Source organism: Variovorax ureilyticus (assembly GCF_037889935.1).
GTDB lineage: Bacteria > Pseudomonadota > Gammaproteobacteria > Burkholderiales > Burkholderiaceae_C > Variovorax > Variovorax ureilyticus.
The window spans coordinates 266,701-289,729 of the sequence record NZ_JBBKZU010000002.1; the positions used below are offsets into that span (position 1 = coordinate 266,701).

General features: G+C 65.7%; 25 protein-coding genes and 2 pseudogenes. 11 read left to right on the forward strand and 16 right to left on the reverse strand.

Features of this window, described 5'->3' with window-relative positions; translation table 11 throughout:
* The first annotated feature begins 60 nt into the window (after window positions 1-60).
* Window positions 61-1,245, forward strand: coding sequence for a glycosyltransferase family 4 protein (locus WKW77_RS05655; protein ID WP_340355864.1), 1,185 nt, complete (start codon window positions 61-63; stop codon window positions 1,243-1,245).
* Window positions 1,242-2,354, forward strand: coding sequence for a CgeB family protein (locus WKW77_RS05660; RefSeq protein WP_340355865.1), 1,113 nt, complete (start codon window positions 1,242-1,244; stop codon window positions 2,352-2,354). Before WKW77_RS05655 ends, WKW77_RS05660 begins: the two co-directional genes overlap by 4 nt.
* Before the next feature lie 98 nt (window positions 2,355-2,452).
* Here the strand turns inward: WKW77_RS05660 and WKW77_RS05665 are convergent, their stop codons facing one another.
* Window positions 2,453-2,857, reverse strand: a complete 405-nt coding sequence (locus WKW77_RS05665) for an Hsp20/alpha crystallin family protein (RefSeq protein WP_340355866.1) — start codon at window positions 2,855-2,857, stop codon at window positions 2,453-2,455.
* 12 nt (window positions 2,858-2,869) lie between these two features.
* Window positions 2,870-3,304: an Hsp20/alpha crystallin family protein gene (locus WKW77_RS05670; RefSeq protein WP_340355867.1), complete on the reverse strand. Its 435-nt coding sequence runs from the start codon at window positions 3,302-3,304 to the stop codon at window positions 2,870-2,872.
* Window positions 3,305-3,592: 288 nt separating this feature from the next.
* Between WKW77_RS05670 and WKW77_RS05675 the strand changes: the two genes are divergently transcribed.
* The 3 genes from WKW77_RS05675 to WKW77_RS05685 all read left to right on the forward strand — a co-directional run bounded on the left by WKW77_RS05675 (window position 3,593) and on the right by WKW77_RS05685 (window position 4,772).
* Window positions 3,593-3,901, forward strand: a complete 309-nt coding sequence (locus WKW77_RS05675; protein WP_340355868.1) for a hypothetical protein — start codon at window positions 3,593-3,595, stop codon at window positions 3,899-3,901.
* Window positions 3,902-3,913: 12 nt separating this feature from the next.
* Window positions 3,914-4,219, forward strand: coding sequence for a hypothetical protein (locus tag WKW77_RS05680; RefSeq protein ID WP_340355869.1), 306 nt, complete (start codon window positions 3,914-3,916; stop codon window positions 4,217-4,219).
* A 196-nt stretch (window positions 4,220-4,415) separates the two neighbouring features.
* A complete protein-coding gene (locus tag WKW77_RS05685) occupies window positions 4,416-4,772 on the forward strand; it encodes a hypothetical protein (protein ID WP_340355870.1) in 357 nt (118 codons plus the stop codon).
* Between the two features lie 194 nt (window positions 4,773-4,966).
* Here WKW77_RS05685 and WKW77_RS05690 read toward each other — a convergent pair whose 3' ends face one another.
* The 3 genes from WKW77_RS05690 to WKW77_RS05700 all read right to left on the reverse strand — a co-directional run bounded on the left by WKW77_RS05690 (window position 4,967) and on the right by WKW77_RS05700 (window position 8,442).
* Window positions 4,967-5,926, reverse strand: a complete 960-nt coding sequence (locus tag WKW77_RS05690; RefSeq protein ID WP_340355871.1) for a fasciclin domain-containing protein — start codon at window positions 5,924-5,926, stop codon at window positions 4,967-4,969.
* Between the two features lie 132 nt (window positions 5,927-6,058).
* Entirely contained in the window at window positions 6,059-7,024 is a 966-nt protein-coding gene (locus WKW77_RS05695; RefSeq protein WP_340355872.1) for a Bug family tripartite tricarboxylate transporter substrate binding protein, read from the reverse strand.
* 83 nt (window positions 7,025-7,107) lie between these two features.
* Window positions 7,108-8,442, reverse strand: coding sequence for a M20/M25/M40 family metallo-hydrolase (locus tag WKW77_RS05700; protein ID WP_340355873.1), 1,335 nt, complete (start codon window positions 8,440-8,442; stop codon window positions 7,108-7,110).
* Between WKW77_RS05700 and WKW77_RS05705 the strand changes: the two genes are divergently transcribed.
* Entirely contained in the window at window positions 8,396-9,478 is a 1,083-nt protein-coding gene (locus WKW77_RS05705) for a LysR substrate-binding domain-containing protein (RefSeq protein ID WP_340355874.1), read from the forward strand. The two genes, WKW77_RS05700 and WKW77_RS05705, sit on opposite strands and share 47 nt — an antisense overlap.
* A 79-nt stretch (window positions 9,479-9,557) precedes the next feature.
* Here the strand turns inward: WKW77_RS05705 and WKW77_RS05710 are convergent, their stop codons facing one another.
* The 3 genes from WKW77_RS05710 to WKW77_RS05720 are packed head-to-tail and all read right to left on the reverse strand — an operon-like array spanning window position 9,558 to window position 10,455.
* Window positions 9,558-9,983: an RNA recognition motif domain-containing protein gene (locus WKW77_RS05710; RefSeq protein ID WP_340355875.1), complete on the reverse strand. Its 426-nt coding sequence runs from the start codon at window positions 9,981-9,983 to the stop codon at window positions 9,558-9,560.
* A complete protein-coding gene (gene infA / locus WKW77_RS05715) occupies window positions 9,940-10,206 on the reverse strand; it encodes a translation initiation factor IF-1 (RefSeq protein ID WP_340355876.1) in 267 nt (88 codons plus the stop codon). Before infA ends, WKW77_RS05710 begins: the two co-directional genes overlap by 44 nt.
* Window positions 10,207-10,242: 36 nt before the next feature.
* Window positions 10,243-10,455 carry a hypothetical protein gene (locus WKW77_RS05720; RefSeq protein ID WP_340355877.1) on the reverse strand — a complete coding sequence of 71 codons (213 nt, stop codon included), beginning with the start codon at window positions 10,453-10,455 and terminating at the stop codon, window positions 10,243-10,245.
* 465 nt (window positions 10,456-10,920) lie between these two features.
* Here WKW77_RS05720 and WKW77_RS05725 point away from each other — a divergent pair, with 465 nt between their 5' ends.
* Window positions 10,921-11,148: a hypothetical protein gene (locus tag WKW77_RS05725; RefSeq protein ID WP_340355878.1), complete on the forward strand. Its 228-nt coding sequence runs from the start codon at window positions 10,921-10,923 to the stop codon at window positions 11,146-11,148.
* Between the two features lie 297 nt (window positions 11,149-11,445).
* Here the strand turns inward: WKW77_RS05725 and WKW77_RS05730 are convergent, their stop codons facing one another.
* Window positions 11,446-13,374 (reverse strand): ABC transporter ATP-binding protein/permease, encoded by a 1,929-nt coding sequence (locus tag WKW77_RS05730; protein ID WP_340355879.1) that lies wholly within the window; start codon window positions 13,372-13,374, stop codon window positions 11,446-11,448.
* A 1,166-nt stretch (window positions 13,375-14,540) separates the two neighbouring features.
* Here WKW77_RS05730 and WKW77_RS05735 point away from each other — a divergent pair.
* Window positions 14,541-14,813, forward strand: coding sequence for a hypothetical protein (locus WKW77_RS05735; protein WP_340355880.1), 273 nt, complete (start codon window positions 14,541-14,543; stop codon window positions 14,811-14,813).
* 191 nt (window positions 14,814-15,004) lie between these two features.
* Here the strand turns inward: WKW77_RS05735 and WKW77_RS05740 are convergent, their stop codons facing one another.
* The 3 genes and pseudogenes from WKW77_RS05740 to WKW77_RS05750 form a co-directional block, all read right to left on the reverse strand.
* A complete protein-coding gene (locus tag WKW77_RS05740; protein WP_340355881.1) occupies window positions 15,005-15,259 on the reverse strand; it encodes a hypothetical protein in 255 nt (84 codons plus the stop codon).
* Window positions 15,260-15,429: 170 nt separating this feature from the next.
* Window positions 15,430-15,819 (reverse strand): annotated as a pseudogene (locus tag WKW77_RS05745) (cyclase family protein); the annotation flags it as partial.
* Window positions 15,820-15,882: 63 nt separating this feature from the next.
* A pseudogene (locus WKW77_RS05750) lies at window positions 15,883-16,068 on the reverse strand (3-keto-5-aminohexanoate cleavage protein); the annotation flags it as partial.
* Between the two features lie 56 nt (window positions 16,069-16,124).
* Here WKW77_RS05750 and WKW77_RS05755 point away from each other — a divergent pair.
* A complete protein-coding gene (locus WKW77_RS05755; RefSeq protein WP_340356196.1) occupies window positions 16,125-16,472 on the forward strand; it encodes a hypothetical protein in 348 nt (115 codons plus the stop codon).
* Window positions 16,473-16,559: 87 nt separating this feature from the next.
* Here the strand turns inward: WKW77_RS05755 and WKW77_RS05760 are convergent, their stop codons facing one another.
* Together WKW77_RS05760 and WKW77_RS05765 are read right to left on the reverse strand one after the other, a co-directional pair.
* Complete coding sequence (locus tag WKW77_RS05760; protein ID WP_340355882.1) at window positions 16,560-17,708, reverse strand: L-talarate/galactarate dehydratase; 1,149 nt, start codon at window positions 17,706-17,708, stop codon at window positions 16,560-16,562.
* A gap of 34 nt (window positions 17,709-17,742) precedes the next feature.
* Complete coding sequence (locus WKW77_RS05765; RefSeq protein ID WP_340355883.1) at window positions 17,743-18,702, reverse strand: Bug family tripartite tricarboxylate transporter substrate binding protein; 960 nt, start codon at window positions 18,700-18,702, stop codon at window positions 17,743-17,745.
* Window positions 18,703-18,904: 202 nt separating this feature from the next.
* On the opposite strand from WKW77_RS05765, the gene WKW77_RS05770 reads away from it, so the two are divergent.
* Entirely contained in the window at window positions 18,905-19,906 is a 1,002-nt protein-coding gene (locus tag WKW77_RS05770) for a LacI family DNA-binding transcriptional regulator (protein WP_340355884.1), read from the forward strand.
* A 16-nt stretch (window positions 19,907-19,922) separates the two neighbouring features.
* Here the strand turns inward: WKW77_RS05770 and WKW77_RS05775 are convergent, their stop codons facing one another.
* Both WKW77_RS05775 and WKW77_RS05780 read right to left on the reverse strand, forming a co-directional pair.
* On the reverse strand, window positions 19,923-20,660 hold the full coding sequence (locus tag WKW77_RS05775; RefSeq protein WP_340355885.1) for a FadR/GntR family transcriptional regulator: 738 nt from the start codon (window positions 20,658-20,660) through the stop codon (window positions 19,923-19,925).
* Window positions 20,661-20,695: 35 nt separating this feature from the next.
* On the reverse strand, window positions 20,696-21,949 hold the full coding sequence (locus tag WKW77_RS05780) for a citrate/2-methylcitrate synthase (protein WP_340355886.1): 1,254 nt from the start codon (window positions 21,947-21,949) through the stop codon (window positions 20,696-20,698).
* Window positions 21,950-22,031: 82 nt separating this feature from the next.
* Here WKW77_RS05780 and WKW77_RS05785 point away from each other — a divergent pair, with 82 nt between their 5' ends.
* Window positions 22,032-22,985, forward strand: a complete 954-nt coding sequence (locus WKW77_RS05785) for a 2-hydroxyacid dehydrogenase (protein WP_340355887.1) — start codon at window positions 22,032-22,034, stop codon at window positions 22,983-22,985.
* Window positions 22,986-23,029 lie beyond the last annotated feature (44 nt).

Here is a 23,029-nt window from a genome sequence, read left to right on the forward strand (position 1 = left end):
GGGGGCTGATATTCGGCGTCGAAGAGAAGGTCGAGGTGGCGTCGGTGGTGGATGCGATCTATGGCCGCTGACGCCGAACTCCATGTCCTGATGACGGCCGACTGCGTCGGCGGCGTGTGGACGCACGCATTGGAACTGGCCGGCGCGCTCGGTCGCCGCGGCGTGCGCGTCACGCTGGCGAGCCTCGGTGCACGGCTCACGCCGCATCAGCGGGCCGCGGCGGCGTGCGTCCCGTCGCTCGACCTGCACGAGTCCGCATGGCGGCTCGAATGGATGGACGACCCGTGGGACGACGTGCGCGCCGCCGGCGAGTGGCTGCTGGCGCTGGAGCGCGCGGTGCGTCCCGACGTGCTGCATCTCAACCAGTTCAGCTTCGGCGCGCTGCCGTTCGGCGCGCCGAAGCTCGTCGTGGCGCATTCGTGCGTGCTTTCGTGGTGGCAGGCGGTGCGGGGGGCGGGGGCGCCGCGCCGATACGACACGTACCGCGGCGCGGTGACCGCCGGGCTCGAAGGCGCGGCGCTGGTGGCCGCGCCGACGCGCAGCATGCTCGCTTCGCTGGCGAGCCACTACGGCGCGCACTGGCAGGGCGCGGCCATTCACAACGGGCGCGATCCCGCGGCCTTCGCGGCGGGACGCAAGCAGCCGGTGATCCTTTCCGCCGGCCGACTGTGGGACGACGCCAGGAACCTCGCGGCGCTCGAAGCGGTCGCCCCCTACCTGCCGTGGCCGGTACGGGTGTCCGGATCGGCAGTTCATCCCTGCGGCGGCCGGCGGCAGCTTCATGGCGTGGAGCCGCTGGGGGAACTCACGGCCGAAGCGCTGGCTGCGCAGTTCGCCGCCGCATCCATCTATGCGCTGCCGGCCCGCTACGAGCCCTTCGGGCAGACGGCGCTGGAAGCCGCGTTCTCGGGGTGTGCGCTCGTGCTCGGCGACATCCCGAGCCTGCGCGAGATCTGGGGCGCGGCCGCGCTGTACGTGCCGCCCGACGACCATGACGCGCTGCACGAGGCACTCACCAGGCTCATCGAGCAACCGGAACTGCGCACGGCGATGGGCCAGCGGGCCCGCCTGCGCGCCGGCCGCTTCACGCCCCAGCGCATGGCCGACGGCTATCTGCGTACCTACCGCTGGCTGCTGGGCAACCGGCGCCGGGAGACGCAACACACCTACGCTCATCGCGCGGCGCAGGTCGAAGCGCTGCCGGAGGGCCCCGACGCGGCCAGGAAGACGAAGGCCCTCGCATGATTTCCCACGAACCTTCCCCCGGCGCGCTGCGCATCGTGATCATCGGCCTGTCGATCACCTCGTCGTGGGGCAATGGCCACGCCACCACCTACCGCGGACTGATGCGCGAGCTGGTCAGGCGGGGGCACGACGTGCTTTTTCTCGAGTACGACGCGCCGTGGTTCGACCGCTACCGGGACATGCCCCATCCGTCCTTCGGACGCACCGTTCTCTACGAAGACACCGCGACGCTCCGGCGGTGGCACGCGAGCGACGTCGGCGAGGCGGACCTCGTGATCGTCGGCTCTTTCGTGCGCGACGGCGTGGAAGTCGGCGACTGGGTCCAGGAGACGGCCGGCGGCGTAGTGGCCTTCTACGACATCGACACGCCCGTGACGCTCGCGCGGCTGGAGAATGCGCCGCCGGGTGCGGAGGTCTATCTCAGCGCGCGGCAGATCGCCGGCTACGACCTCTACCTGTCGTTCACCGGCGGGCCGATCCTGCGGCGGCTGGAGCACGAGTTCGGCGCGCCCGCCGCACGCGCGCTCTATTGCGCGGCCGATCCCGAGCTGTATTACCCCGAGCATCGCGAGCCCGCGTGGGATCTCGGCTACATGGGCACCTGCAGCGAAGACCGGCAGCCGCGCGTCGAGGCGATGCTGCTCGCGCCCGCGCGCCAATGGCGGGCAGGGCGCTTCAACATCGCAGGCGCGAAGTACACCGACCAGGACACCTGGCCGCCGAACGTGAGCCGCTTCGCGCACCTGCCGACCTCGGAACACCGCGCCTACTTCAACGCGCAGCGCTTCACGCTCAACGTCACGCGCGACGACATGGTCGTGGCGGGCTGGTCGCCCAGCGTGCGCCTGTTCGAGGCCGCCGCATGCGGCACGCCGATCATCAGCGACCGCTGGGACGGCATCGAGACGCTGCTGGAGCCCGGCCGCGAAATCTTCCTGGCGGAGACGCCGGGCGAGGTGCTGCATCTCCTGCGCGAACTGCCTGAGGAAGTGCGCCGCGCGACGGGCGAGCGCGCCCGCGCGCGCATCCTCGCGGGGCACACCGCGGCGATCCGCGCCGCGCAGCTCGAAGGCTACGTGAGCGAGACGCGGGCCGGCGCGGTGGCATGAAGCCGCAGCCATGACGAAGCCAGAGTTCCCAAGCGCCGCGCCGGCAGATCGATGCGCTCGGTCCGTGGTTCCACGCAGCCCAGGCACTGGCCTCGCGACTAGGCGACCTGCACATCGATGCGCCGCGGCTGCGCCCGCTCGGACTTGGGAATCCGGAGCGTCAGCACGCCGTTCGCGAGCTGGGCCGAGACCTTCTCGGCGTCCAGTTCCCTGCTCAGCGTGAAGACGCGGCGAAAGCGCGCCAGGCCCACCTCCGTGTGACTCGACTGCAGGCCCTCGGGCACCGTCAACGCGGTTTCTGCTTCGATCGTGAGCGTGTCCGATTCGATCTGGAGATCGAGCTTGTCGCGCGAGACGCCCGGCAGATCGGCGAACACGGTGATGCCGGTGGCATCCTCGACGACGTCCACGGGCGGTGTCAGGGCAGCGTCGCTGTAGTTCGTCCTGCCCTTTGGCGTTTGCGCTTGATCGGCGCCGGGATTCGTGGTCTTGATGTCGTTCATGATCCTTCTCCTTTACTGGACGGTGATGCGGCGCGGCTGCGCCGAAGCACGACGCTGGACCGTGATGTGCACCACGCCGTCCGTGTACTTGGCGTCCACCGACTCGGGGTCCGCGTCCTCGGGGAGCGTGAGCACACGGCGGAAGGAGCCCGCGAAGCGCTCATCGATGTGCACGGTGCTGGCGGACTTGTCGGGCAGCGAGCTTTCACGTGTGCCTGCAATGGTCAGCAGCCCGCGGTCGAGTTGGACCTCCAGCTTCGACGGGTCGATGCCGGGCGCGAACGCATAGATGTGGATGGCCTGCGGCGTACTGCCGATGTTGAGGGCCGGAAAGCCTCCCCGGCCGAAGCCACGGATGCTGGGAGACAGATCGAAGGCCTGCTGCATCTCGCGCTGCAGGCGATCCATCTCGGCGAACATGTCGCGGGAAAACAGGGATCGGTACATGGCGAAACCTCCAATTCAGGGTTGAAAGAAACGCCGGAGATGCCTCCAGCGCATCCGGCAGGCAATTAGGAGTGCCCTGCAGAAAATCAAGAGGGTCGTCGAGGCGACCGTTCTGTAGGACGGCCGGCGACAGACGGACGGGTTCCAGCGCGTCTTCCGCGAAACCGCGCGGCTGAAGACAAACATCGGCAGGCGAGATTCGCGGCTGGCCCTCTTGAAAGGGCGGAGCGTGGACCTATCTCGTGAACGCTCAAATTCCTTGGTCATCGAGCGAAAGGAGAACCTGACATGGCCATCGACTTGCTGAGAAGACTGTCTGCTTCACCTCTGCCGGCGCAGTTCTACGCGCCCGACGAGGTCGACAAGGTCAAGCTGCTGCGCGCAGCGGGCCTGGTGATCGCACTGACGCCACAGGCGGCGAGCCCGTCCGGCGCAGCGGGAATGGAATCGGCCCAGGTGCTGGCGATTACCGCCAAGGGGCGCGAGGAACTCGCCCGCTTCGAGTTGCCCGGCCGGCCAACGGAAGGGGCGGCCGCTGCGCCGTCCTCATGGAAGGCCAGGCTCGGTGCAGCCCTGTCTTCCCGCTTCCTGCACTAGAGGGAGGCCGCCATGAAGCACATGCCGGCTGAATCGTTCAGCTATCGCGGGGTCTGCGTCGACTTGCAAATCGAATGTGCGCGCGGCCTCGTCTTCGGCCACGCGGATCTCCTGGCGGGCGGCGAGTTCATGAACAGGGTCTCTCTGGGAAGCGGCCGTTCACCCGATGAAGTCCGCGAGCGCCTGCGGTGCCTCGCCAAGGCGAAGATCGATCTGGCCGAGGTCGTCCGTACTGCAGAGGCGGAATGCGCCAGGTGCCGCCCGGCGGCGGTGCATCCGGCAAAGCGTGGGCAGGGCAGGCGAAAGGAATCGACATAGCTCGCCGCGACGGCAGCGTCAACGTTCATGCGTTCCCTCGGCGCGCGGTCCGTCGGCGATGAGCGGGCACGTGATTCCCCTTCGCTTCCAAACGGCCCGGCGCCGCGCGGCTTCGCGTACCGAGTAGCTGGGTCTTGGACTACATGCAAGCGCGGCGACCCGCGCCCAGACTGGCGGTTCGCACGACAGGAACATCATGAAACCCAGAAATCCAGACCCACAGCACAAGGGCGGCAGCCCGAGGAAGGGGCCGGTCCAGCAGGGCGAAACGCACTGGTCGCAGGCCAGCGGCGGCGGCCTGCAAAGGCCGGTGCCCCAGCAACCCAACGAGCGCGACGAATCCGCCAGCAGCCAGGCCGCTGACAACGCATCGATGGAAGCGATCGGAAAGATCGCGCACCACGACGCCGTGACCAGCGAGGACACCGATCGCGGGCCCGTGCTCGACGCGGTCTACAACAGGTCGGTCGTCGAAGGGCACCGGGTCGGCGACGATGAAGAGGTTTCGGGTCGGCGAGACCCTTCGAAATCCACTTCATCGGAAGATCCTTGAGAGCCGGCGGAAAGTCGTCGAGGCCCAGGGTCATGCCGCGCCGGCATCCTCGTCGATCAAGCGCTCGGCTTCCAGCCATTCGTCTTCCTCGTGTCCAGGGAGGACGCCTCGCTGTTCGGACCTTGCACTACTCCTCGATCCCCGTCTTCTCGCTTTCGAGGCCACGCCGTGTGAGGTCAGTGCGCGGTTCAGGTTCAAGCGGGCAGCAACACCTTGTCTATCAAATGCACCACACCGTTGGTGGTGAAGATGTCCGTTGCCGAAATGCCTGATGTCCGCCCCCGCTGATCGATGATCTGCAGGCTGCTGTTGATGATGATGCTCTGGCCTTGCACGGTCGCGATCGGAGCGTTGATCGGAACCTCGGCCTTCAGGACCCGCTCTGGCAGCACGTGGTAGGTGAGCACCTTGGTCAGCAGCGCCTTGTCGGCCAGGAGTGCGTCCTTGGTGATGCCGAGTTCGGACAGCAGCGCGACGAAGGCGTCGTTCGATGGCGCAAATACCGTAAACGGCCCGGGCCCCTTGAGAGTCGTGACGAGACCTGCTGCGACCACGGCCTCGACGAGGATGCTCAGGCTGGGAACGGCCTGCGCCGTTTGCACGATGTCCTTGTTGGCAGGTAGCAGGACGCGATCGACGATATGAACGACACCGTTCAGCGCAGGGATGTCCGTCGCGATGATGTTCGTGACGCGGTTGCGGCCATCGGTGATGCGTGCACCGGAGCCTTGTGCCTCGATCTTGAAGAATCCACCGCCGACCGGTTCGATCGCCTTGCCGGAAGGAATGTCCGCCTTGCGAACGGCCGCGTTGAGCACGTGATACTTCAAGACCGCGGCCAGGAGCGTCTTGTCGGCAAACAGCGCGTCTTTCGTGGTCCCCAATTCTCCGAGCAGCGCCGTGAATGCGTCATTGTTCGGAGCAAACAGCGTGTAGGGTCCACCCGTCGACAGTGTGCTCGTCAGATCCGCCTTGCCGATGGCTTCCGAAAGCAGGCTGAGATCCGAACGGGATGCCACGACCTGCGCGATGCTCGGTTGCGCGAGCGCGCCCAGCCACTGATTGCCGCCGCCGCCTCCGCCGCAGCCCGCCAGGGCCACACTTCCTCCCAGAGAACCGATCAGCACTGCGCGACGCGTAAGGCAGGTGTTCATGAGCTACTCCTGTTGCAGATGGATGGACAACCGGAGACCGCGAACCCTCGTGCGCGGCATCCGTTCGCTTCTACGGATCCGCTGGCCACGTGGACTGCTATCGAAAACCCTAGCGCCGCTGCGGCGCTGTGCTCAATCGAGCTTGATACCGGCGGCGCGGATGACGGCTCCGAGCTTCACGGCGTCATCCTTGATCGTCTGGCCGAATTGCTCGGGGGTGCTGGCGACGACCTCCATGCCCATCGAGCCCAGCGTCTCGATGGTCTCGGGCAGCTTGAGGATGCGAGTGACCTCCGTGTTGAGCTTGGTCACGATGGCCTTGTCCGTTCCGGCAGGCGCCACGAATCCGATCCAGGTCACCAGGTCCATGCCGGTGAGACCTGATTCGGCCAGCGTGGGAACGTCGGGCAATTGCGGCGAGCGGCGTGCGCTGGTGACCGCCAGCGCACGGACCTTGCCGGACTTCACGAACGCCATGGCCGGCCCGAGCGCATCGAAGATCACCGGCACCTGGCCGCCGACCGCGTCGGTCATCGCCGGGCCGCTGCCCTTGTAGGGCACGGCGACGAGATCCGCTTTGGCCGCTGCCTTGAACGCTTCGCCGGCGACCTGCGCAGGCAGCGCGCCGTGCGCGTAGGCGAGCTTGCCGGGGCTGGAATTGGCCAGGGCGACGAGTTCCTTGACATTGCGCGCGCCGACGGAAGGGTTGACTGCCAGCACCATCGGCATGGTGACCGCCAGGGTGATCGGCGTGAAACTGTTGACGGGGTCGTAGGGCAGCTTGGTATAGAGGCTCTGGTTCATCGCCAGCGTCGAGTCGATCGGCAGGAACAGGGTGTACCCGTCGGGCGCTGCCCTCGAGGCCATGTCCGCGCCGATGACCGTGTTGCCGCCCGGCCGGTTGTCCACCGTCACGGGCACGTTCCAGCGCTCCGTGAGCTTGGCGGCGACCACGCGAGCGACCGTGTCCGTGCCCCCGCCGGGCGGGAACGGCACGATGAGCCGGATCGCTCGACTGGGATAGTTGTCCGCGGCCGCGGCCGTGCATCCCATCGTGAGAGCCAGGAGGCACGGCAAGAACTTGTAGATCCAATTCATGATGAAGCTCCCGGAGCAGATGGAAAGCGGCGCAGGATGCGTCGCGTGGGTCGGTCGAGCCAGACAGCGGCGCGCCGATACGCTTACTTGCGGCGAGCCAGCAGAGGCTCCGTGACATCGTGGACACCCACGAGCGCAAGAATCGTGACGAGGCCGACCTGCGCGTCCTCCCAAGCGTTGGCCGGGTTCCACCATTCGCCCTTGCTATGCCAGCCGCCGGATTCGCCTCCGCTGGAGAGGATCACGGCCGGAATGCCCAGCGACATGGGGACGTTGGCATCGCTGCTGTTCGGCATCAGCTTGGGAGCCGAGCGGCCGAAGGCGGTGTTCGCGCGCACCGCGGCCTGGACGATGCGCGCATCCGCCGGCGTGCTTCCGGCAGGGCGATCGCCGATCAAGCGGGTCGAGGCGCTCAGGGTATTGGAATCCCAACGTGCGTTCTCCTCGGCGACGCCTGCGGCAATGGCGGCCATGACCTGGCGGTCGGTGGCCTGCAGCGAGTTCATATCGGCCGAACGGATGTCGATGGCCATGCGCGCCTCGGCGGCGATGGCGTTGACCGCCGTACCGCCGCCGGCGGTACCCACGGTGAAGGTGGTCTTCGGGTCGGCCGGCGGGCGGACATCGCCGATCTTCGCGATGGCCCGCCCCATTCCGTGGATCGCGCTCGGCAGGCCGAAAGTGACGTAGCTGTGTCCGCCTGGCCCCTTGAACGTCACCTCGTAGCGATGGCTGCCCACACCGCCCGTGGTGATGGAGCCGCTGGGGTCGGGCTCGAGGCCCACCATGCCGTCGATGTCCCCATGCTCGCGAAAGATGGCCTTCATGCCACGCAGGTCACCCAACTCTTCCTCTCCCACGTTGGCCGCAAACACGAGGTCGCCGACCGTCTGCACTTTGAGGTCATTGAGCACCTTGAGCCACGACAACAGCACCGTCAGGCCGCGCGTGTCGTCGGACACGCCGGGTGCGAACCACTTGCCGTCGCGGATCTTCACCGTGACGTCGGTGCCCTCGGGAAAGACGGTGTCGAGATGCGCCGAGACCAGAAGCCGCGGACCACGGCCGGTGCCTTTGCGCACCCCGATCACATTGCCTTCGGCGTCGATGTGCGCGTCCAGACCCAGGGCCTTGGCGCGCGCAAGGAAAGCCTCGGCGCGTGCCTTCTCCTTGAACGGCGGGGCGGGGATCTCGGTCAGGAGCCTCAGGTCGGCGAGGGTGCGCTCGTGATCGGCCTTCACGGCTTGCATGACGCGTTGCGTAGCCGGAGCGGCCAGCAGGCGAGAGATCGCCTGATCGACAGCAGGTTCGACCGGCGGAGCCGGCGAGGACGGGGGGTCGGCCGCGGCGCAATGCAATGCGGCGAGCGAGATGCAGACGAAGGCGGCAGAAAGGCGGGGCAGGCGAGGGAAGGGCATTGGGGTCGCTCCAGGCAAGACCCAAATTCTGGGATTGCACGCGCCGGTCCGCTTCGGTTTATTCTGGCGAGCTGAAAGCTTTGCTAACAGCCCAATGCCACGCCACCTCCCTTCGACGCGGGCGCTTCAGATCTTCAGTGCCATCGCCCGACACCAGAGCCTCAGCCAGGCCGCGGAAGAGTTGTGCTTGACCCATAGCGCACTCAGCCAGCAAATGCAGAAGCTGGAGCAGCAGCTGGGAGTCAAGCTGCTTCGACGCACCACGCGTGGGGTGTCACTGACGGAAGTGGGTCAGCGCTTCCGCGCCAACGTGGACAGCGACCTGTTGCAGATGCAGACGCACATGATGGAACTCATGTCGCTGCGGGAAGGCGAGATATCGCTGGTGGTGGGCGTGGTCCCCGTGCTGGCCGATCGCTGGCTGCTTCCACGTCTTGCGCGGTTTCTGCAGCAACAGCCGCGTGTGAGCGTGACGGTCAGGGAGTTTCCCAACAAGCTCTTCGTGGGCGAGCCGCAGTTCGATGTCGCACTGCACTACGGCGACGCCATCTGGCCCGGTACGCGATCCCAGCCGCTATTCGAGGAGTCCTGCGTCGCTGTGTGCAGCCCGCATGCGCCGTTCGCGAAGTCTGCTGCGGCCGGCGACTTCCGCCGGGTGCCACTACTGCATCTCTCGAACAGGCCCGAGGCGTGGCAGGGCTGGTTCGCGGATGCGGGGCTCGCGCGTTCGCCCGCCAATGCCCTGGCGGGTCATCGCTTCGACCTGTTCTCGACATTGCTCGAAGCGGTGCGCGCCGGACTCGGCGCGGGACTTGTTCCGACATTCGTTGCGGAACGGGAACTGCGAACCGGGGAACTTGCGCGCGTCCATCGCCATTTGCAGAAGCGCACGCATTCGTACGCGGTCTTCCTGCCGGACCACCGCGCATCCGATGAATGCGTTGCGGCTTTCGTCCGCTGGTTGCGTCAGGAAGTGCTCGAGTCCGAATTTCCCGACCCGGGCTCCGTTCAGCGGAAGCCTTCCGGAGAGCACTGAGGCCATCCACGGACAAGCCGGGTGGCCCGGCCGGTCGAGTTTTCGACGGGCCGATCCGGGCAGGGCGCAGGGCCCCGGGTCAGTATCCGCGGCCGCCGCTGCGATACGAGCCGCCGCTTCGCTGCTCCATGGGACGGGCCAGGTTCACCGTCAGCGCGCGGCCACCGATCTCCTTGCCGTTCAAGCCTTGGATAGCGGCCTGCGCTTCGGCGGGCGTTGCCATCTCGACGAAGCCGAACCCTTTCGAGCGGCCCGAATCCCGCTCCATCATGATCTTGGCGGTTTCCACGTGGCCGAACGCAGCGAACTGCTGCCGAAGGTCGTCGTCGCGCATCGAGTAGGAGAGATTGCCGACGTAGAGTTTGTTTTCCATAAGTGCCTTGAGTTGAATGGCTGTGCCGGCTCTGTGTGCTGAACCGGCGTTGAAGGTTGAGGGGGTGAGAACGCGCTGGGGGCGGGCGTCAACGCCGTGGCCGTCTTGCGACGGAGGCAGCCCCTGGGGCACGCGGCTCCAGGTGCCGGAATGTGAGACGGCCCTTGGTCAAATCGTAGGGCGACATTTCCAGAGATACACGATCACCCGCGAGGACGCGGATGCGGTGCTTGCGCATGCGGCCACCGGTATAGGCGATGAGCATGTGCCCGTTGTCGAGGACCACGCGGAAGCGTGAATCGGGTAGAACCTCTTCGATTCGACCCTGCATTTCAATGAGTTCTTCTTTGGCCACCGGCCTCCCTGGGTTGAAGCAGCAGGTACGAGACGTTCACGATTGCTGGTTGTGAGCTGCCATGAGCCGGCCTTGGTCGAGCGCGTAGCAAAGGGCTTGCGATTCGCTCGTGAAGCGCGGCAACAGCCGGAAAACCCGGTCGTGCATGCCTCTGCGGAGGGAAACCGATGCGGCATACGCATTGGCTCCAATGAGTTTCGTGAGCGGCGTGACAAGGTACTTGCCCACCGCGATGGTGTTGTTTTGCATGTAGAAGCGGGCCCCACGGCCCGTGGCCGAACGACATTGATCCCTCGTGGGAAGCGGGTCGCTCAGGAGATCGGATGAGAGGGCGGTCCGATGGATGTGGCTGGACCGACGGGGAGCGTGCCGAATGAAGACTGACCATCTTCAAGGGCTGTCCGGGAAGAATATGAGCTGCGCGTTTGCAGTCAGGTCAAGCAACCACTGCGGCAGCAAGCAAGCCGCAGTGATCTCGCCAGTATACATGGGGCGTGTGCGCTCGATGTAATCACGAGCCGATAGCCTGCTGAGTTGGCGGGTAGAAACGCTGCGCCGACCGAAGGCTCCGCTGGCACCTGTGCGCCGGAACTGGTAGATTGCATTCGTTCGCCTGCCAAGTCGATACGTCCTGAGCGGCTTCCCTTGGTGCACCCAAGCCGCAGAGTCAACTCAATCAGCCTTGTCGATGCACTCGATACGCGAGGTGCGTCCATGCGCGGAGCTCTGCATTCCCATTTCGTCAGTTGGCAAGAGGCCGAATCAGCGGCGCGCGCCGCCGAGCAATCCATTTTTCAGAGAGCCTGCCGAGTAGAAGGCGACGATCTCGCGACCGTTGCCGAACTGGCCTACGCGCGCTCACTCAGAAGCAGGGCCTCCAAGCTCCTGCGGATCTACCTGGGCGAAGTCCGCATTCGTAGCGCGGCGCTCAAGTGGCGGTGAACAGGACCTGACGATCGCCGATGCAGCAACCGCCGAGTCGGGGCACATGGCAGGTCGACGACTAAACGCGAGCCGGGCGTCCACGTGGGCGACCGGCATCCGCCGCACGCATGCGATGCAACTCCAATGCGAGTACGTGGCGCGCAGCGTTCGTTGTTGTCGAAGCTCGAAGGTGCACGAAGGGGCGAGCATTCGTGGCAATGAGGTGCTCGCCTGGGAAGTCCTGTCGGTTTGAGTCCGGTTTCTTGATTGCCGCCAGCCAGGTTTCATTCTTGGGTCTTCATGGCATCTCTCCGCCTAACCCGGATTTCCGGCGAAACGCGTGTTCGAATGATCGCGGCTCATAGCAAGAAACGACGCCGTGTCCTGCAATTCCCAGCTGCCATCACCGCCGAACCGCAGCACCTGGGTGTGAAACGGAATGACAGCTGCCCGGTGCGCGATGCTGATCAGCGTGAGGCCCTCGTGTTTCAAGCGCTCATAGAGGGCCGCCTCGTTCGCGTCGTCGAGTGCACTCGTGGCCTCATCCAGGATCACGAACTCAGGAGAATGAACCAGGACGCGAGCGAACGAGAGGCGTTGCTGCTCACCCATGCTCAAGACCTTTCCCCAGTCCTGAACCGCATCGAAGCCGCCCACGCGCTCCAGCAAATCCGGAAGCTGCACGTCCGCCAGGATTTCCTGCAGACGATCGTCCGTCACGTCCGTGTTCTCTTGCGTCGGATACAACATCTGCTGCCGTAGATTGCCAACGGGCATGTAGGGCCGCTGGGGCAAGAACAGCACGTTTTGTAGAGGCAGGCGGCGCACAGTTCCGGAACCGTGATCCCAAAGCCCGGCGATGGCTCGCAACAGACTGCTCTTCCCGCTTCCGCTGGGCCCGGTGATCAGCAAGCCATCGCCGGCGTTCAGCTCGACTTGCAGGTCCTGAATCAACACCCGGCCGGAGCCTGGGGTATGCAGCGTCAGCGATTCGATCACCAGGCCCTGTCCCTCCTCGTGCAAGCTGATGTGCTCGTCCTTGCGTGAGGGCGGCTTGGCGGGGTCCTTTGCGCGGGACTTGCCCAGCTGCGGCAATGCAACGGCCTTTGCCAAGGTATCGAGCCGACCAATGCCAGCGACAAAGCGGCTGAGCGATTCGAAGTTGTCGACGATCACCGTCACGGCCGTCAGCACTGCGGCGAAGGCTGCAACTGCCTGCGTGGCGCGTCCGACTTCCAGTTCGCCGCTCAAAACGGATTGGGCAAGGATGACGACCGGCAATACCAACGTGAGTTGACTGTACGCACGTTGGTACAAATTCAGGTTGCGCTGCTTCTTGATGAGCCTGTTGTAGTTCGAATAGACCTCATCAAAACGTCGATCGATCTGTGCGCGTTCCTGCGCCTCGCCTCTGTAGAAGGCGATGCTCTCGGCGTTCTCGCGCACGCGCACGAGAGCGAAGCGCAGGTCCGCTTCGCGCTTCAATTGCCAGAAATTCAGATGAATGAGAGGCTGGCCAAAAATCCACAGTGCCACCACCGTGCCGACGATGGCGTAGATCGCCAGAAACGCCACGAGGAGCTTGCTGATGCCCCAGAGCACGGCGCTGAAAGCGACCAGTTGCATCACGGAACCCAGCAGGATCAGCAGGAAATTGATGCTGCGACCGGTGAACGTGTTGATGTCGTCCGCGATGCGTTGATCCGGGTTGTCAATGTCGGGATGAGTCCCGAGATGGTAGTAGCGCCTTTGGTTCAGGTAGCCATCCAGGAAACGCGCCGTGAGCCACTTGCGCCATTGGTTCGCAAACGAATCGCGCATGTAGTAGTAGATGGCGTAGATCGGCACCGCTATCGCCAGCACCACCAGGCTGCCATGCACTGCTTTCCAGAAGCGATCCGAATCCTGCGCCGCCAGCGCCGAAGTCAGCTCGCCGGTCTTGGCCACGAGTATCACCGCCAGCTGGGTGTCCATCAGCATCAAAGCGACAAGTACCGCGAGCAGCATCCATGCGGTGTATCGCTTGTCGCCCAACCAGAAGGGCTTGGCCACTTGCAGGAACTGCTTCCACGCTGCCAGCGAAAGGCGTGGCGGGCGCAACCCACGAGCTGGTTTTCGCCCATCACGCCCTTGCGTTTGCGACAGGTCTTTGCCGTCGGTCACGGCGCACGCACTGGCGGTCGCGCTCGTGGTGGCAGTGGTCGCAGCACGAATGCTGGCAGAGGAGTCCGCGCGTTCAAGCATGAATCGACCAACGATGTGAAGCTTGGCGAGCCCCTGGCCAGCGTGAACACGCGCAGGTGCTGCTTTGCTCTGCCTCCCCCTTCGGGTTGACCAACGCCGGCGGGAGGGCCCGGATTCGCGGTTTGGTAGCCATTTCTTCTCCGAGATACGGGTGCCCCATGTATCGACTCGGTCAGCTGCCTCTCCTGTCAGGCTAGCCTCACTTCGGGTGTGGGAACAAGTGCCGAGCGAAGTGATCCGCGGCTCGCCGCGAGGTGCCGGCTTCTCGCGGCGGAGTTGAGCCTGGCGACCGAGGCCTTCGCCCCGCCGATGCGAAGTGCGCCGGTCTTCGAGTCGCCGTCGTGCGCGACCATGGTGCGGGGCGCGATTGCCGCAGCGGGTCACCGGTGCGGTCGCGGACCCCAATGTGTCGCGCTGCCTCTTGCCGGTGCAGCAGGTGCGCTACCTCTCGCCCGTGCGCCGAAGAGATTGGAGCAGTCGCGCCTCTTCTGCCTCGCGCAGACTTCTGGCTGCCCGCTCCGCGGCGTACTGCGAATACAGGATGTCGATCTGCCGGCGCCACGCTGTGTCGGGCTCGCCGACTTCATTCGTCGCCTGACGCTGGCCGCCCGCGCTGCCTTGGGTCTGTCGCTGTCGAATCCCTCGGCCGGGTTCGGGCGGGGTCGGACAGGGTGGGACCTTGACCCCAGCCCTGGCCAGGATCTGGGCCTTGTGTCGTGCACTGAGCATGTTCTCGTCTCCCGCGGTTCGTTCGTATATGTCTTCCTGTGTGGCTCCTTGCCGTCCTTCAGGTTGATTGGGGGCCGACCCCGACGGCCGACCATCGCTTTGCAAACTCTGTTCCAGCCTAGGCCCGCGGAGGTCCCCATTCATGGGGAGAGATACCGATGCAAACGGCGGATGCGAGGCGCCGAATGGCGGTTTATGTCGGCCAGCGCTGGCCGAGCGTTGCGCTTAGCGCTGAACAGACCCTTCCAGGCACGCAAGGAGGGGCCCGAGGCCGCTCGCCACATCGAGGCCCTGGCGACTGTCGGTCAGGCCGCGGCGAGGCACGCTCTTTTCCTACATCGGCTGCGGACGTCGTCTTGCCGATGGGGCAGGGCTGCCGCCCATCATTTCGACTTTTTTCAACTCCTGTGCCTTGAGCCGCAGGGAGTACAACCAACATGATCAAGTCTCCAATTCCCGCCGACCAGGTCAATGACGCCACGACAGGGTTCAACGCGCTGGAAGACGCGCTCCAGCAAGTCAAAGCAAAGCTGAAGGATGGTTGTTGCGTGATGGTCTGGCCTGAGGAAGGAACAAAGTTCAGGGTTGCATCGTGGACCTTCGAAAGTGATGCAGGCGTTGGCGCCACTTCTGCTTTCGCCCCGACGGTTCCTCACGATCTGGAGGACCTTCCCCAGAAGCGGCAAGAGAGCATCTTTCGGAGAAGATGACACCTCCCTCGCCTCGTCGGGTCGTCTCGGGCCGCCACTGCAATCTGGGCTTTCAGGGTCGCCTTGCTCACGCATGAGCGCGGGCATGGCAATCGTCGCCGCTGCGCTTCGACAGCAATGCTCACGAGATCGCCAGCGCCGTGCAGCGGCGCGCTGCGATCCTCCACGGCTGAGACTTGAAGCACGCGACGTCAGCGCGCCTGGAGGTCTCCTCGAATGCGATCGCCGACAGTAATTCCATCTGCGCTCTCCGGCTGCATGTAGTTGTCGCCGATCGAAGCGCACATCTCCACGACCAGCTTGGCGAAGTCGACCACGTTCTGGTCGAGTGGATCGCCGGCCCGGATCAGTCCTACCTCCACGGCCGCTTGCTTGAACAACTCCAGTGCATCGCGCGGGCCGACCGGATCCTTATCTTCGTCCTCATTGACGTAGGTATAGAGCATCGCCAACTCCTTCAACGTGTCCTGAGTCCAGCATACGCCGATGAGGTGCTGCATTGAGGCGCGGGCGGCCGGTCTCCGCTGATCCATACGCAGCCGAGCGCTCACGCTTCTCACTGCGTCCACGAGGATGCCCATTGCGAGCCATGTCTGCGGCCGACGCTGATCGAGCCCTATGCGGGCTCAACCCTGCAGAGCCGGTCATCGATGATGGCGACCGCCCGCGTCCAACCCGCCGACGCGGCGCGGATCTTGTGCGGAAAGCAGGAGATGTAGAAACCCGAGGAGGGCAGAGCCTCAAGGTTGTGAAGCTTCTCCAGGTGGCAATACCCGATGTCGCGCCCAGCCTTGTGGCCCTCCCAGATCAAGGACGCATCGCGCGTCTTCTCATACTTTTCCGCGGTATGCACGAAGGGCGCATCCCAGCTCCATGCGTCCGTTCCCGTCAAGCGAACGCCGCGCTCGAGCAAGTACATCGTGGCCTCGTAGCCCATGCCGCACCCGGACGATACGAAGTCGGGGTGACCATAGCGGGCGCCGGCACGCGTATTCACGACCACGACGACATCGTTCTCCAGGTAGATGGACAAGTCGATGAATTGGCGCGGCATGAGCGGACTCTGTTTTCAGAATGCGACTTTGGTGGCGCCCTTCAGGCCCAGCAGGCTGCGCGCTTCGCCGGGCGTGGCGATCTCGTCACCGAGTTCCTCGAGGATTCGGCGAATCTTCGACACCTGCTGGGTATTGCTCTCGGCCATTCGACCTGGCCCGAGGTACAGGCTGTCCTCAAGACCGACCCGCACGTGAGCCCCCGTCGGCAGAGGCGAAAGGCGAAGCGCTGAAGCTGGAGGATCTCGTCGCCTGCCTCATCCGGCCTTGCTTCGAGCCTGGCATCAACGGGGGCCTGTTCGCCCGCTTCGTCCTGCAGCACAGGCTGCATCCGAGCGAGATGACCCGGCGCGTGTACGAACAGTACATGGATCCCTTCGCACTTGAGTTCATCGATGCCCTGTGCCTCACCGACAAGCGCGTGCCGCGCGCCGAATGGGTGTGGCGCTACACCCTGATGGTCGGCACGGTGATGCCCGCGGTGACGGACGCTGCGCCCGGCAATCGCATCGCCATCCTGTCGAGCGGGCAGGCGGATGCGGCGCGCGGGGACGAACTGGAACGCAACCTGGCCATGTTCCTTTGTCGGGCCCTGAGAGGCTCTTAGACCCCTCACCTCGACGCTCGTCGCGATCACCCAAGCTGCAGGCTGCGATCGGCTGTTGACCGCGATGGCCGTTCGGGCGCTGCCGATTCAGGCACGTTTGCCGACTTCGGCTTCTTCGCGTGTCCAGCCCCTGGCCTGCTCGCTGAGACTCAGCCCGAGACCGGGGCGCGTGGGCACCAGCATGCGGCCGTCGCGGATCTCCAGTCGCTCGTTGAAGAGCGGCTCGAGCCAGTCGAAGTGCTCGACCCACGGCTCCGTGGGGTAGACCGCAGCGAGGTGCACATGCAGTTCCATCGCGAAGTGCGGGCCGAGGCTCAGGCCTGCCTGCTCCGCCTGCGCCGCGATCTTCAGAAACGGCGTGATGCCGCCGACGCGTGGTGCATCGGGCATCAGGTAGTCGGCGGCGCGGTGGCGGATCAACTCGCCGTGCTCCGCCGCACTGGTCAGCATCTCGCCGGTGGCGATCGGCGTGTCGAACTGCGATGCGAGCGCGGCGTGGCCCTCGAAGTCGTAGGCGTCCAACGGCTCTTCGATCCAGACGAGATTGAACTGCTCGAAGGTGCGGCACATGCGCTGCGCGGTCGGCCTGTCCCACTGCTGGTTCGCATCGACCATCAGCGGCATGTCGCCCAGATGCTTGCGCACGGCCTCGACGCGCTTGACGTCGAGCGCGCGGTCGGGCTGACCGACCTTGAGCTTGATGCCGCCGATGCCGCGCTCGCGAGATGCCGCCGCGTTGACCAGCAACTGGTCGAGCGGCGTATGCAGAAAGCCGCCCGATGTGTTGTAGCACTGGACCGAGTCGCGCTGCGAGCCGAGCAGCTTCGACAGCGACAGTCCCGCGCGCCTTGCCTTGAGGTCGTACAGCGCCACATCGAACGCGCCGATGGCCTGCACGGCCATGCCGCTGCGCCCGACGGACGCGCCGGCCCAGCACAGCTTGGTCCACAGCTTCGAGATGTCGCTGGGGTCTTCGCCGATCAGGGCCGGGGCGATCTCCTTCGCATGCGCGAACTGCCCGGGTCCTCCGGCCCGCTTGGAATAGCTGAAGCCCAACCCGCGGTGGCCGTCGCGGGTCTCGATTTCCGCGAACAGCATCGCGATCTCGGTCATCGGCTTCTGGCGCCCGGTCAGCACCTTGGCGTCGCTGATCGGATTGGCAAGCGGCAGGTAGCACGAGGAGATGCGGACCCAGGTGATGCTGTCGTTGGCGGAGGAGGGCGTCATGGTGGTCATGTGGCGGTTGCTTTCGGTGCGAGCCTGGGGTGAGTCAATCGATCGTGATCTTTCCGGTCTCGATCACCTTCTTCCAGCGTGCGTATTCCTTTTGCTGGAACTCGGCGAACTGCGCCGGCGTGTTGGCCACGATCTCGAAGCCGATCGAGGTGAACTGCTCCTTGACCTTCGGGTCGTTGATCGCCTCGACGAAGGCGGCATGGGCCTTGTCACGCAGCGCGGGCGGCAATCCCTTGGGCGCGACGATGGCCTGCCACGATGCGACCTCGACGTTCCTGACGCCCGCCTCAGCCAGCGTCGGCACATCGGGCAGCACGGGCGAGCGCTTCGGGCTCGTGATGGCGAGTGCGCGCATCTTTCCGCCCTTGATGTACTGCACGACCGAATTGATGTTCTGGAAGGAGGCGTTGACCTGGCCGCCCATCAGGTCCGTGTGCGCGGGCGAACCGCCTTTGTATGGAACGTGAATGCCGGTGGTGCCGGTCTGCTGCCAGAAGAGCTCGGCGGTCAGGTGGTCGCTCGATCCGTTGCCGGCCGAGGCGAAAGTCATCTTGCCGGGATTGGCCTTGAGATAGGCGATCACGTCGGCCACGCTCTTGTGCGGCGAGTCCGCCGGGACCACCAGCACATTGGGGGAGGCGACGGCGACGGTGATCGGATCGAAGTCCTTGAGCGGGTCGTACAGGAGGCCTTTCATGAGATGCGGCACGATGACCAGCGGGCCCAGCGAGGTCACGAGAAAGGTGGCGCCGTCGGGCGCCGCGCGCTTCACGAAGGTGGCGCCGATGGTGCCCGTTGCGCCGGCCTTGTTGTCGACGAGGAACGATTGCTTGAACTTCTCCGTGAGGCGCGGGCCGATGGCGCGCGCGACCTGGTCGGTCGAGCCGCCCGGCGGGAAGGGAACGATCAACGTCACCGACTTGTCGGGCCAGTTCTGCGCGCCGGCGGCAAATGCCACGAGGCCCAGGGCGAGGGCTGCGAAGTGCTTCTTCATGGGTTGTCTCCTTGGATAGGGATATGACATCGTTGTCATCTCTGCGTGAGCGCCCGGCATCCGCAGTGAATCGCCCAGGGCTATGATCGATGTGATGAGATGATAACGTTGTCATTCAGAGGCGGTCAATGAGCCAGCTCCTGGGGTTTTCCCATGCCAATTGCTTCTGCTATCGTTGTCATGGTCGCCTCCCTGGCCCCGCATGAGTACCTTTTCCTCACCCAAGTCCGCCACGCTGCATGACGTGGCGAAGGCCGCCGGCGTCTCGTTGATCACGGCGTCGCGCGCGCTCGGCAATCCGGGCGTGGTGTCGAAAGCGACCATCGAGAAGGTGCAGGCGGCGGTGGAGGCGACCGGTTACATCCCGAACCGCCTCGCCGGCGGCCTCAAGTCGAAGCGAAGCCTCATGGTGGGTGGCATCGTGCCGGCGCTCTCGGTGGCGCAGTTCCTGCCGACCTTGGAGGCACTGACTGCCGAATTGGCGACGGCGGGCTATCAGCTGATCCTCGGCCAGACCTCGTACGACGCAGCGCAGGAAGAGTCCGTGCTCGACGCGATGATCGGCCGGCAGCCCGACGCCATCTTCATGACTGGCCTGGTGCAGTCGCAGAAGGCCAGGGACCGGCTGCGCCGCTCGGGCATTCCGGTAGTCGAATCGTGGGATCTGAGCGACCGGCCCGTGGACATGCTCGTGGGCTTCTCGCATGTCAAGGTCGGCAGCGCCGTGGGCGGCTACTTTCTCGGGAAGCGATGGAAACGAATCGGCATCGCGAGCGGCGACGACCACCGCGCGCGCATGCGGCGCGACGGCTTCCAGACCACACTCGGCCGCGAGGTTCCGACGGTCTTCGTGCCGGCGCCCAGCAGCCTCGAATTGGGCCGTCGCGCACTTGGCGAACTGCTGGCCAAGGACCCGAAGCTGCAGGCGATCTGCTGCAGCTCGGACCAACTCGCGCATGGTGTGATCGTCGAAGCGCTGGCGCGCGGCCTGCGTGTGCCGCAGGACCTTGCAGTCTGCGGCTTCGGCAATGCGGATTTCGGCGCGCACACCGTGCCATCGATCTCCACGGTGCACGTGGACGGCGCCGAGATCGGCCGTCTCGCCGCACGCCTCATCGTTGCCCGCTGCAAGGGTGAGGCGATCGCGCAGCCGGTCATCGATGTCGGCTTCCGGATGATCGAGCGGCAATCGACCGCGATTTAGGGCCTGTGAACCGGCCCTAGCTTCGAGCCGGCGCCTCGGGTCCCTGGGAGGCGCGCCGCCTTTCCCGGCCGTTGACCAGATGGCCCCGCATCGCGGCGCGGGCCGTTTCGACGTCCTGCTGCGCGATCGCGTTGTAGATCCGGAGGTGCTCGTCACGCACCCGATCGCCCAAGGCTTCGCCTTCACCGTCCTCGTTCCAGCCTGCCGTCTTGAGGAATGCGGTCGGGACGCAGGTCGGCCCCAGCGCCTCCAGGACCGCCGCGAAATGCGGGCTGTGCGACGCGCGTGCGATCTCCAGGTGGAACTGGTAGTCGGGCAGGGCCGTGTCCATGTCCTGGTCCATGGCGGCGCTGATCGCGTCGAGCGCACTCTTGATCGCGGCGAGGTCGCTCGCGGAGCGGCGTTGCGCCGCGAGCGCCGCCGCTTCGGTTTCGAGGCCGATGCGCAACTCGATGAGCGCGATCGCCTGGGCGAGGCTGTCGTCGGGGCTGCTGTCGACGTGGAACGGCTTCGCGCGCGAAGCGCCCACCACGAAGGTGCCCACGCCGCGCTGCGGCCGCACCATGCCGGCGGCCTGCAGCTTCGAGAGCGCTTCGCGCACCACGGTCCGGCTCACGCCGAACTCCTGCATGATCGCCGCCTCGGTCGGCAGCTTGTCGCCCGCGCGCAGCGGGCCGATCCTCATGCGCTTGCTCAGCTCGTCGACGACATCGGCGCTCAGGCTGCGCGCGCGGCGCTGTTCAGTGGGGTGCATAGGAGACTCCTGGTGACTCGATGAGGTGCGCTTCGCTATGGGGCGGTCCGCGCCGGTCGTTTGCGAGACGGTGGCTTCGGCGGGACGTTGCGTGGGACCGGACCTGCAACATGGTTGGGTGCGTGCACGACGGCCGTGCCTTCTTGCATGCCTGGATGGGCTCCCACATAGCGACCCCTTGGCCGAATGACCTGCGGCCGGCTGAGTTGCTCGAGACTGTGTGCCAGCAGCCCGATGCTGCGCGCGGTCGCCTGAAGGCCGAATGCCGAATCCTGGGGAAGCCGCATCCGTGCGACCAGCGCGGCAAGCGCCAGGTCGATGTTTGGCTTCAGCCCCGTGAGCGTCTGCGCCTTCTCGACGAAGCGCGAGATCGCTTCCGGAGGTTCGAACATGGCGAACAGCGCTGCCGCCCGCGGATCGCCTTCCGGGTAAATGTGGTGACCGAACCCCGGAAGGGACAGGCCGGTCGAAAGGTAGTGGCCCAGTACCGCGTCCTCTCCGAGGCGCTCGACTTCGCTGAACAGGGCGCGCACCCTGCCGGACGCATCGCCGTGCAGTGGCCCCGACAGCGTCGTCAGTCCTGCCAGAAGAGTCGCCGGCAGCGAAGCGCCGGTCGATGCTGCGATGCGAGCCACGAAGGCCGAACTCGTCAGCTCATGATCGACCATCAGCACCATGGCCACCCGCAATATCTCCGCCACTCTCGCGGGCTGCCGCCAGCCCGCCGCGAAGCGCCGATGCAGGGGCTGCGTGCCCGGCTGTGCGCCAAACGCGCAGGCCACGTGCCCCACCAGGTCCTGCGCTTCTTCATGCAGCACGCGGGTCATGCGGCCGCCCGTCGAATGACCGACCGCGGCGAGCGCCGCAAGCGAAGTGAACGCAGCGGCCCGCCCGGCTTGCGCCGGACGCGTGGCGCCGGCGGCGGAGAAGTCCACCGGCTGCTCGGCGGCCCAGAGCAACCGGGCAGCGTCTTCGAGACTGGCTGACCGTGCGAGCTGCACCGCGTCCTGGCCTCTGTAGAACAGCCGGCCGCGGTAGAAGGTGCTCAGCGCCGTGGGAATGCTCGGCTCGGCCCCGTAGAGCGTGTTGGTGGCCACGGTCTCGCGCTTGCGGCCGGCATGCTTGCGCTTCGACAGGGCGTCGACGTCCTCGGCCCGGTACAAGCTGCGCCGCGAGTCTGCGGGGTCGGGAATGACCTCCAGCTTGCCTCGGCTCACGTAGGCGTAGAGCGTCTGAGGACGCACATCCAGCTGGCGGCACGCGTCGTCCATCGAGATCCAGATTGCCATCAGGGGTGACCTTGAATGAAATTATGTTGATTTTAATGATCAAGATTGTCATGTTGATCAACTGAATACACACTCCTGCGCCATGAAAGCCCAGGTCCTTCAACTCAATCCCATATTGATTCCGTCCGTCAACGAGCGGCTCGCGATGCTGTACGACGTTCACAGGCTCTTCGAGATCGAGGACAGGCAAGCCTGGCTCGACGCGCATGGCGCCGGCATCGGTGCCGTCATCACCGGAGGTCACACAGGCGTCTCCACAGCCATGCTGCAGAAGATGCCCGCGCTCAAGGTGGTGGCGATCAACGGCGTGGGAACCGACGCCGTCGACCTGGCGTACTGCCGGGCCCGCGGCCTGCCGGTCACGGCCACGCTGGGTGCGCTGACGGAGGATGTGGCCGATCTCGCGATCGGCCTGCTGATCGCGGCCTGCCGCAATCTGTGCGCCGGAGATCGCTTCGTGCGCGAGGGCCACTGGCCTGCCCATCCGCAGCCAAGTGCGATTCCACTGGCACGTCGCTTCAGCGGCATGCGTGTGGGCATCGTGGGCATGGGCCGTGTCGGCCGCGCCGTGGCGCAGCGAGCCACCGCGTTCGGCTGCACCATCGGCTACACCGATCTGCAGCGCATGGACGATGTGCCTCACCGGTTCGTGCCCGGCTTGATCGACCTGGCACGCGAAGTGGATGCGCTGGTGCTCTGCGCCGCTGCGGACAAGGCGGAAGGCATCGTGAATGCGGCGGTCCTCGATGCCCTGGGTCCGCGCGGCTTCCTGGTGAACGTGGCGCGCGGCCGCCTCGTCGACGAGGCGGCGCTGTCCCGCGTCGTCGCCGCAGGGGGCATTGCCGGTGCGGCCCTGGACGTCTTCGTCGACGAGCCCAACGTGCCGCTCGAACTGCGCGAGTCGGACCGCACCACGCTGCAGGCGCACCGGGCCAGCGCCACATGGGAAACGCGCGCGGACATGGCCGAGATGGTCCTGGACAGTCTGGCCCAGGCGTTCAGTGGCGACAGGCCGGCGATGAGCCTCACGACCTGAGCCGGCCTGCGACCGGGCAGGCGGATCAAAACAAGGGCCATCGC

Bases quoted from the DNA above. Each gene is read 5' to 3' on its own strand.
- WKW77_RS05725 (WP_340355878.1), top strand. From the start codon at position 10,921: ATGCGCGGAGCTCTGCATTCCCATTTCGTCAGTTGGCAAGAGGCCGAA.
- WKW77_RS05690 (WP_340355871.1), bottom strand. From the start codon at position 5,926: ATGAACACCTGCCTTACGCGTCGCGCAGTGCTGATCGGTTCTCTGGGA.
- WKW77_RS05655 (WP_340355864.1), top strand. From the start codon at position 61: ATGGCCGCTGACGCCGAACTCCATGTCCTGATGACGGCCGACTGCGTC.
- WKW77_RS05770 (WP_340355884.1), top strand. From the start codon at position 18,905: ATGAGTACCTTTTCCTCACCCAAGTCCGCCACGCTGCATGACGTGGCG.
- WKW77_RS05785 (WP_340355887.1), top strand. From the start codon at position 22,032: ATGAAAGCCCAGGTCCTTCAACTCAATCCCATATTGATTCCGTCCGTC.
- WKW77_RS05720 (WP_340355877.1), bottom strand. From the start codon at position 10,455: ATGCAAAACAACACCATCGCGGTGGGCAAGTACCTTGTCACGCCGCTC.
- WKW77_RS05730 (WP_340355879.1), bottom strand. From the start codon at position 13,374: ATGCTTGAACGCGCGGACTCCTCTGCCAGCATTCGTGCTGCGACCACT.
- WKW77_RS05665 (WP_340355866.1), bottom strand. From the start codon at position 2,857: ATGAACGACATCAAGACCACGAATCCCGGCGCCGATCAAGCGCAAACG.
- WKW77_RS05705 (WP_340355874.1), top strand. From the start codon at position 8,396: ATGCAGACGAAGGCGGCAGAAAGGCGGGGCAGGCGAGGGAAGGGCATT.
- WKW77_RS05700 (WP_340355873.1), bottom strand. From the start codon at position 8,442: ATGCCCTTCCCTCGCCTGCCCCGCCTTTCTGCCGCCTTCGTCTGCATC.
- WKW77_RS05760 (WP_340355882.1), bottom strand. From the start codon at position 17,708: ATGACCACCATGACGCCCTCCTCCGCCAACGACAGCATCACCTGGGTC.
- WKW77_RS05675 (WP_340355868.1), top strand. From the start codon at position 3,593: ATGGCCATCGACTTGCTGAGAAGACTGTCTGCTTCACCTCTGCCGGCG.
- WKW77_RS05765 (WP_340355883.1), bottom strand. From the start codon at position 18,702: ATGAAGAAGCACTTCGCAGCCCTCGCCCTGGGCCTCGTGGCATTTGCC.
- WKW77_RS05685 (WP_340355870.1), top strand. From the start codon at position 4,416: ATGAAACCCAGAAATCCAGACCCACAGCACAAGGGCGGCAGCCCGAGG.
- WKW77_RS05780 (WP_340355886.1), bottom strand. From the start codon at position 21,949: ATGGCAATCTGGATCTCGATGGACGACGCGTGCCGCCAGCTGGATGTG.
- WKW77_RS05740 (WP_340355881.1), bottom strand. From the start codon at position 15,259: ATGCTCTATACCTACGTCAATGAGGACGAAGATAAGGATCCGGTCGGC.
- WKW77_RS05660 (WP_340355865.1), top strand. From the start codon at position 1,242: ATGATTTCCCACGAACCTTCCCCCGGCGCGCTGCGCATCGTGATCATC.
- WKW77_RS05695 (WP_340355872.1), bottom strand. From the start codon at position 7,024: ATGAATTGGATCTACAAGTTCTTGCCGTGCCTCCTGGCTCTCACGATG.
- WKW77_RS05680 (WP_340355869.1), top strand. From the start codon at position 3,914: ATGAAGCACATGCCGGCTGAATCGTTCAGCTATCGCGGGGTCTGCGTC.
- WKW77_RS05670 (WP_340355867.1), bottom strand. From the start codon at position 3,304: ATGTACCGATCCCTGTTTTCCCGCGACATGTTCGCCGAGATGGATCGC.
- WKW77_RS05735 (WP_340355880.1), top strand. From the start codon at position 14,541: ATGATCAAGTCTCCAATTCCCGCCGACCAGGTCAATGACGCCACGACA.
- WKW77_RS05775 (WP_340355885.1), bottom strand. From the start codon at position 20,660: ATGCACCCCACTGAACAGCGCCGCGCGCGCAGCCTGAGCGCCGATGTC.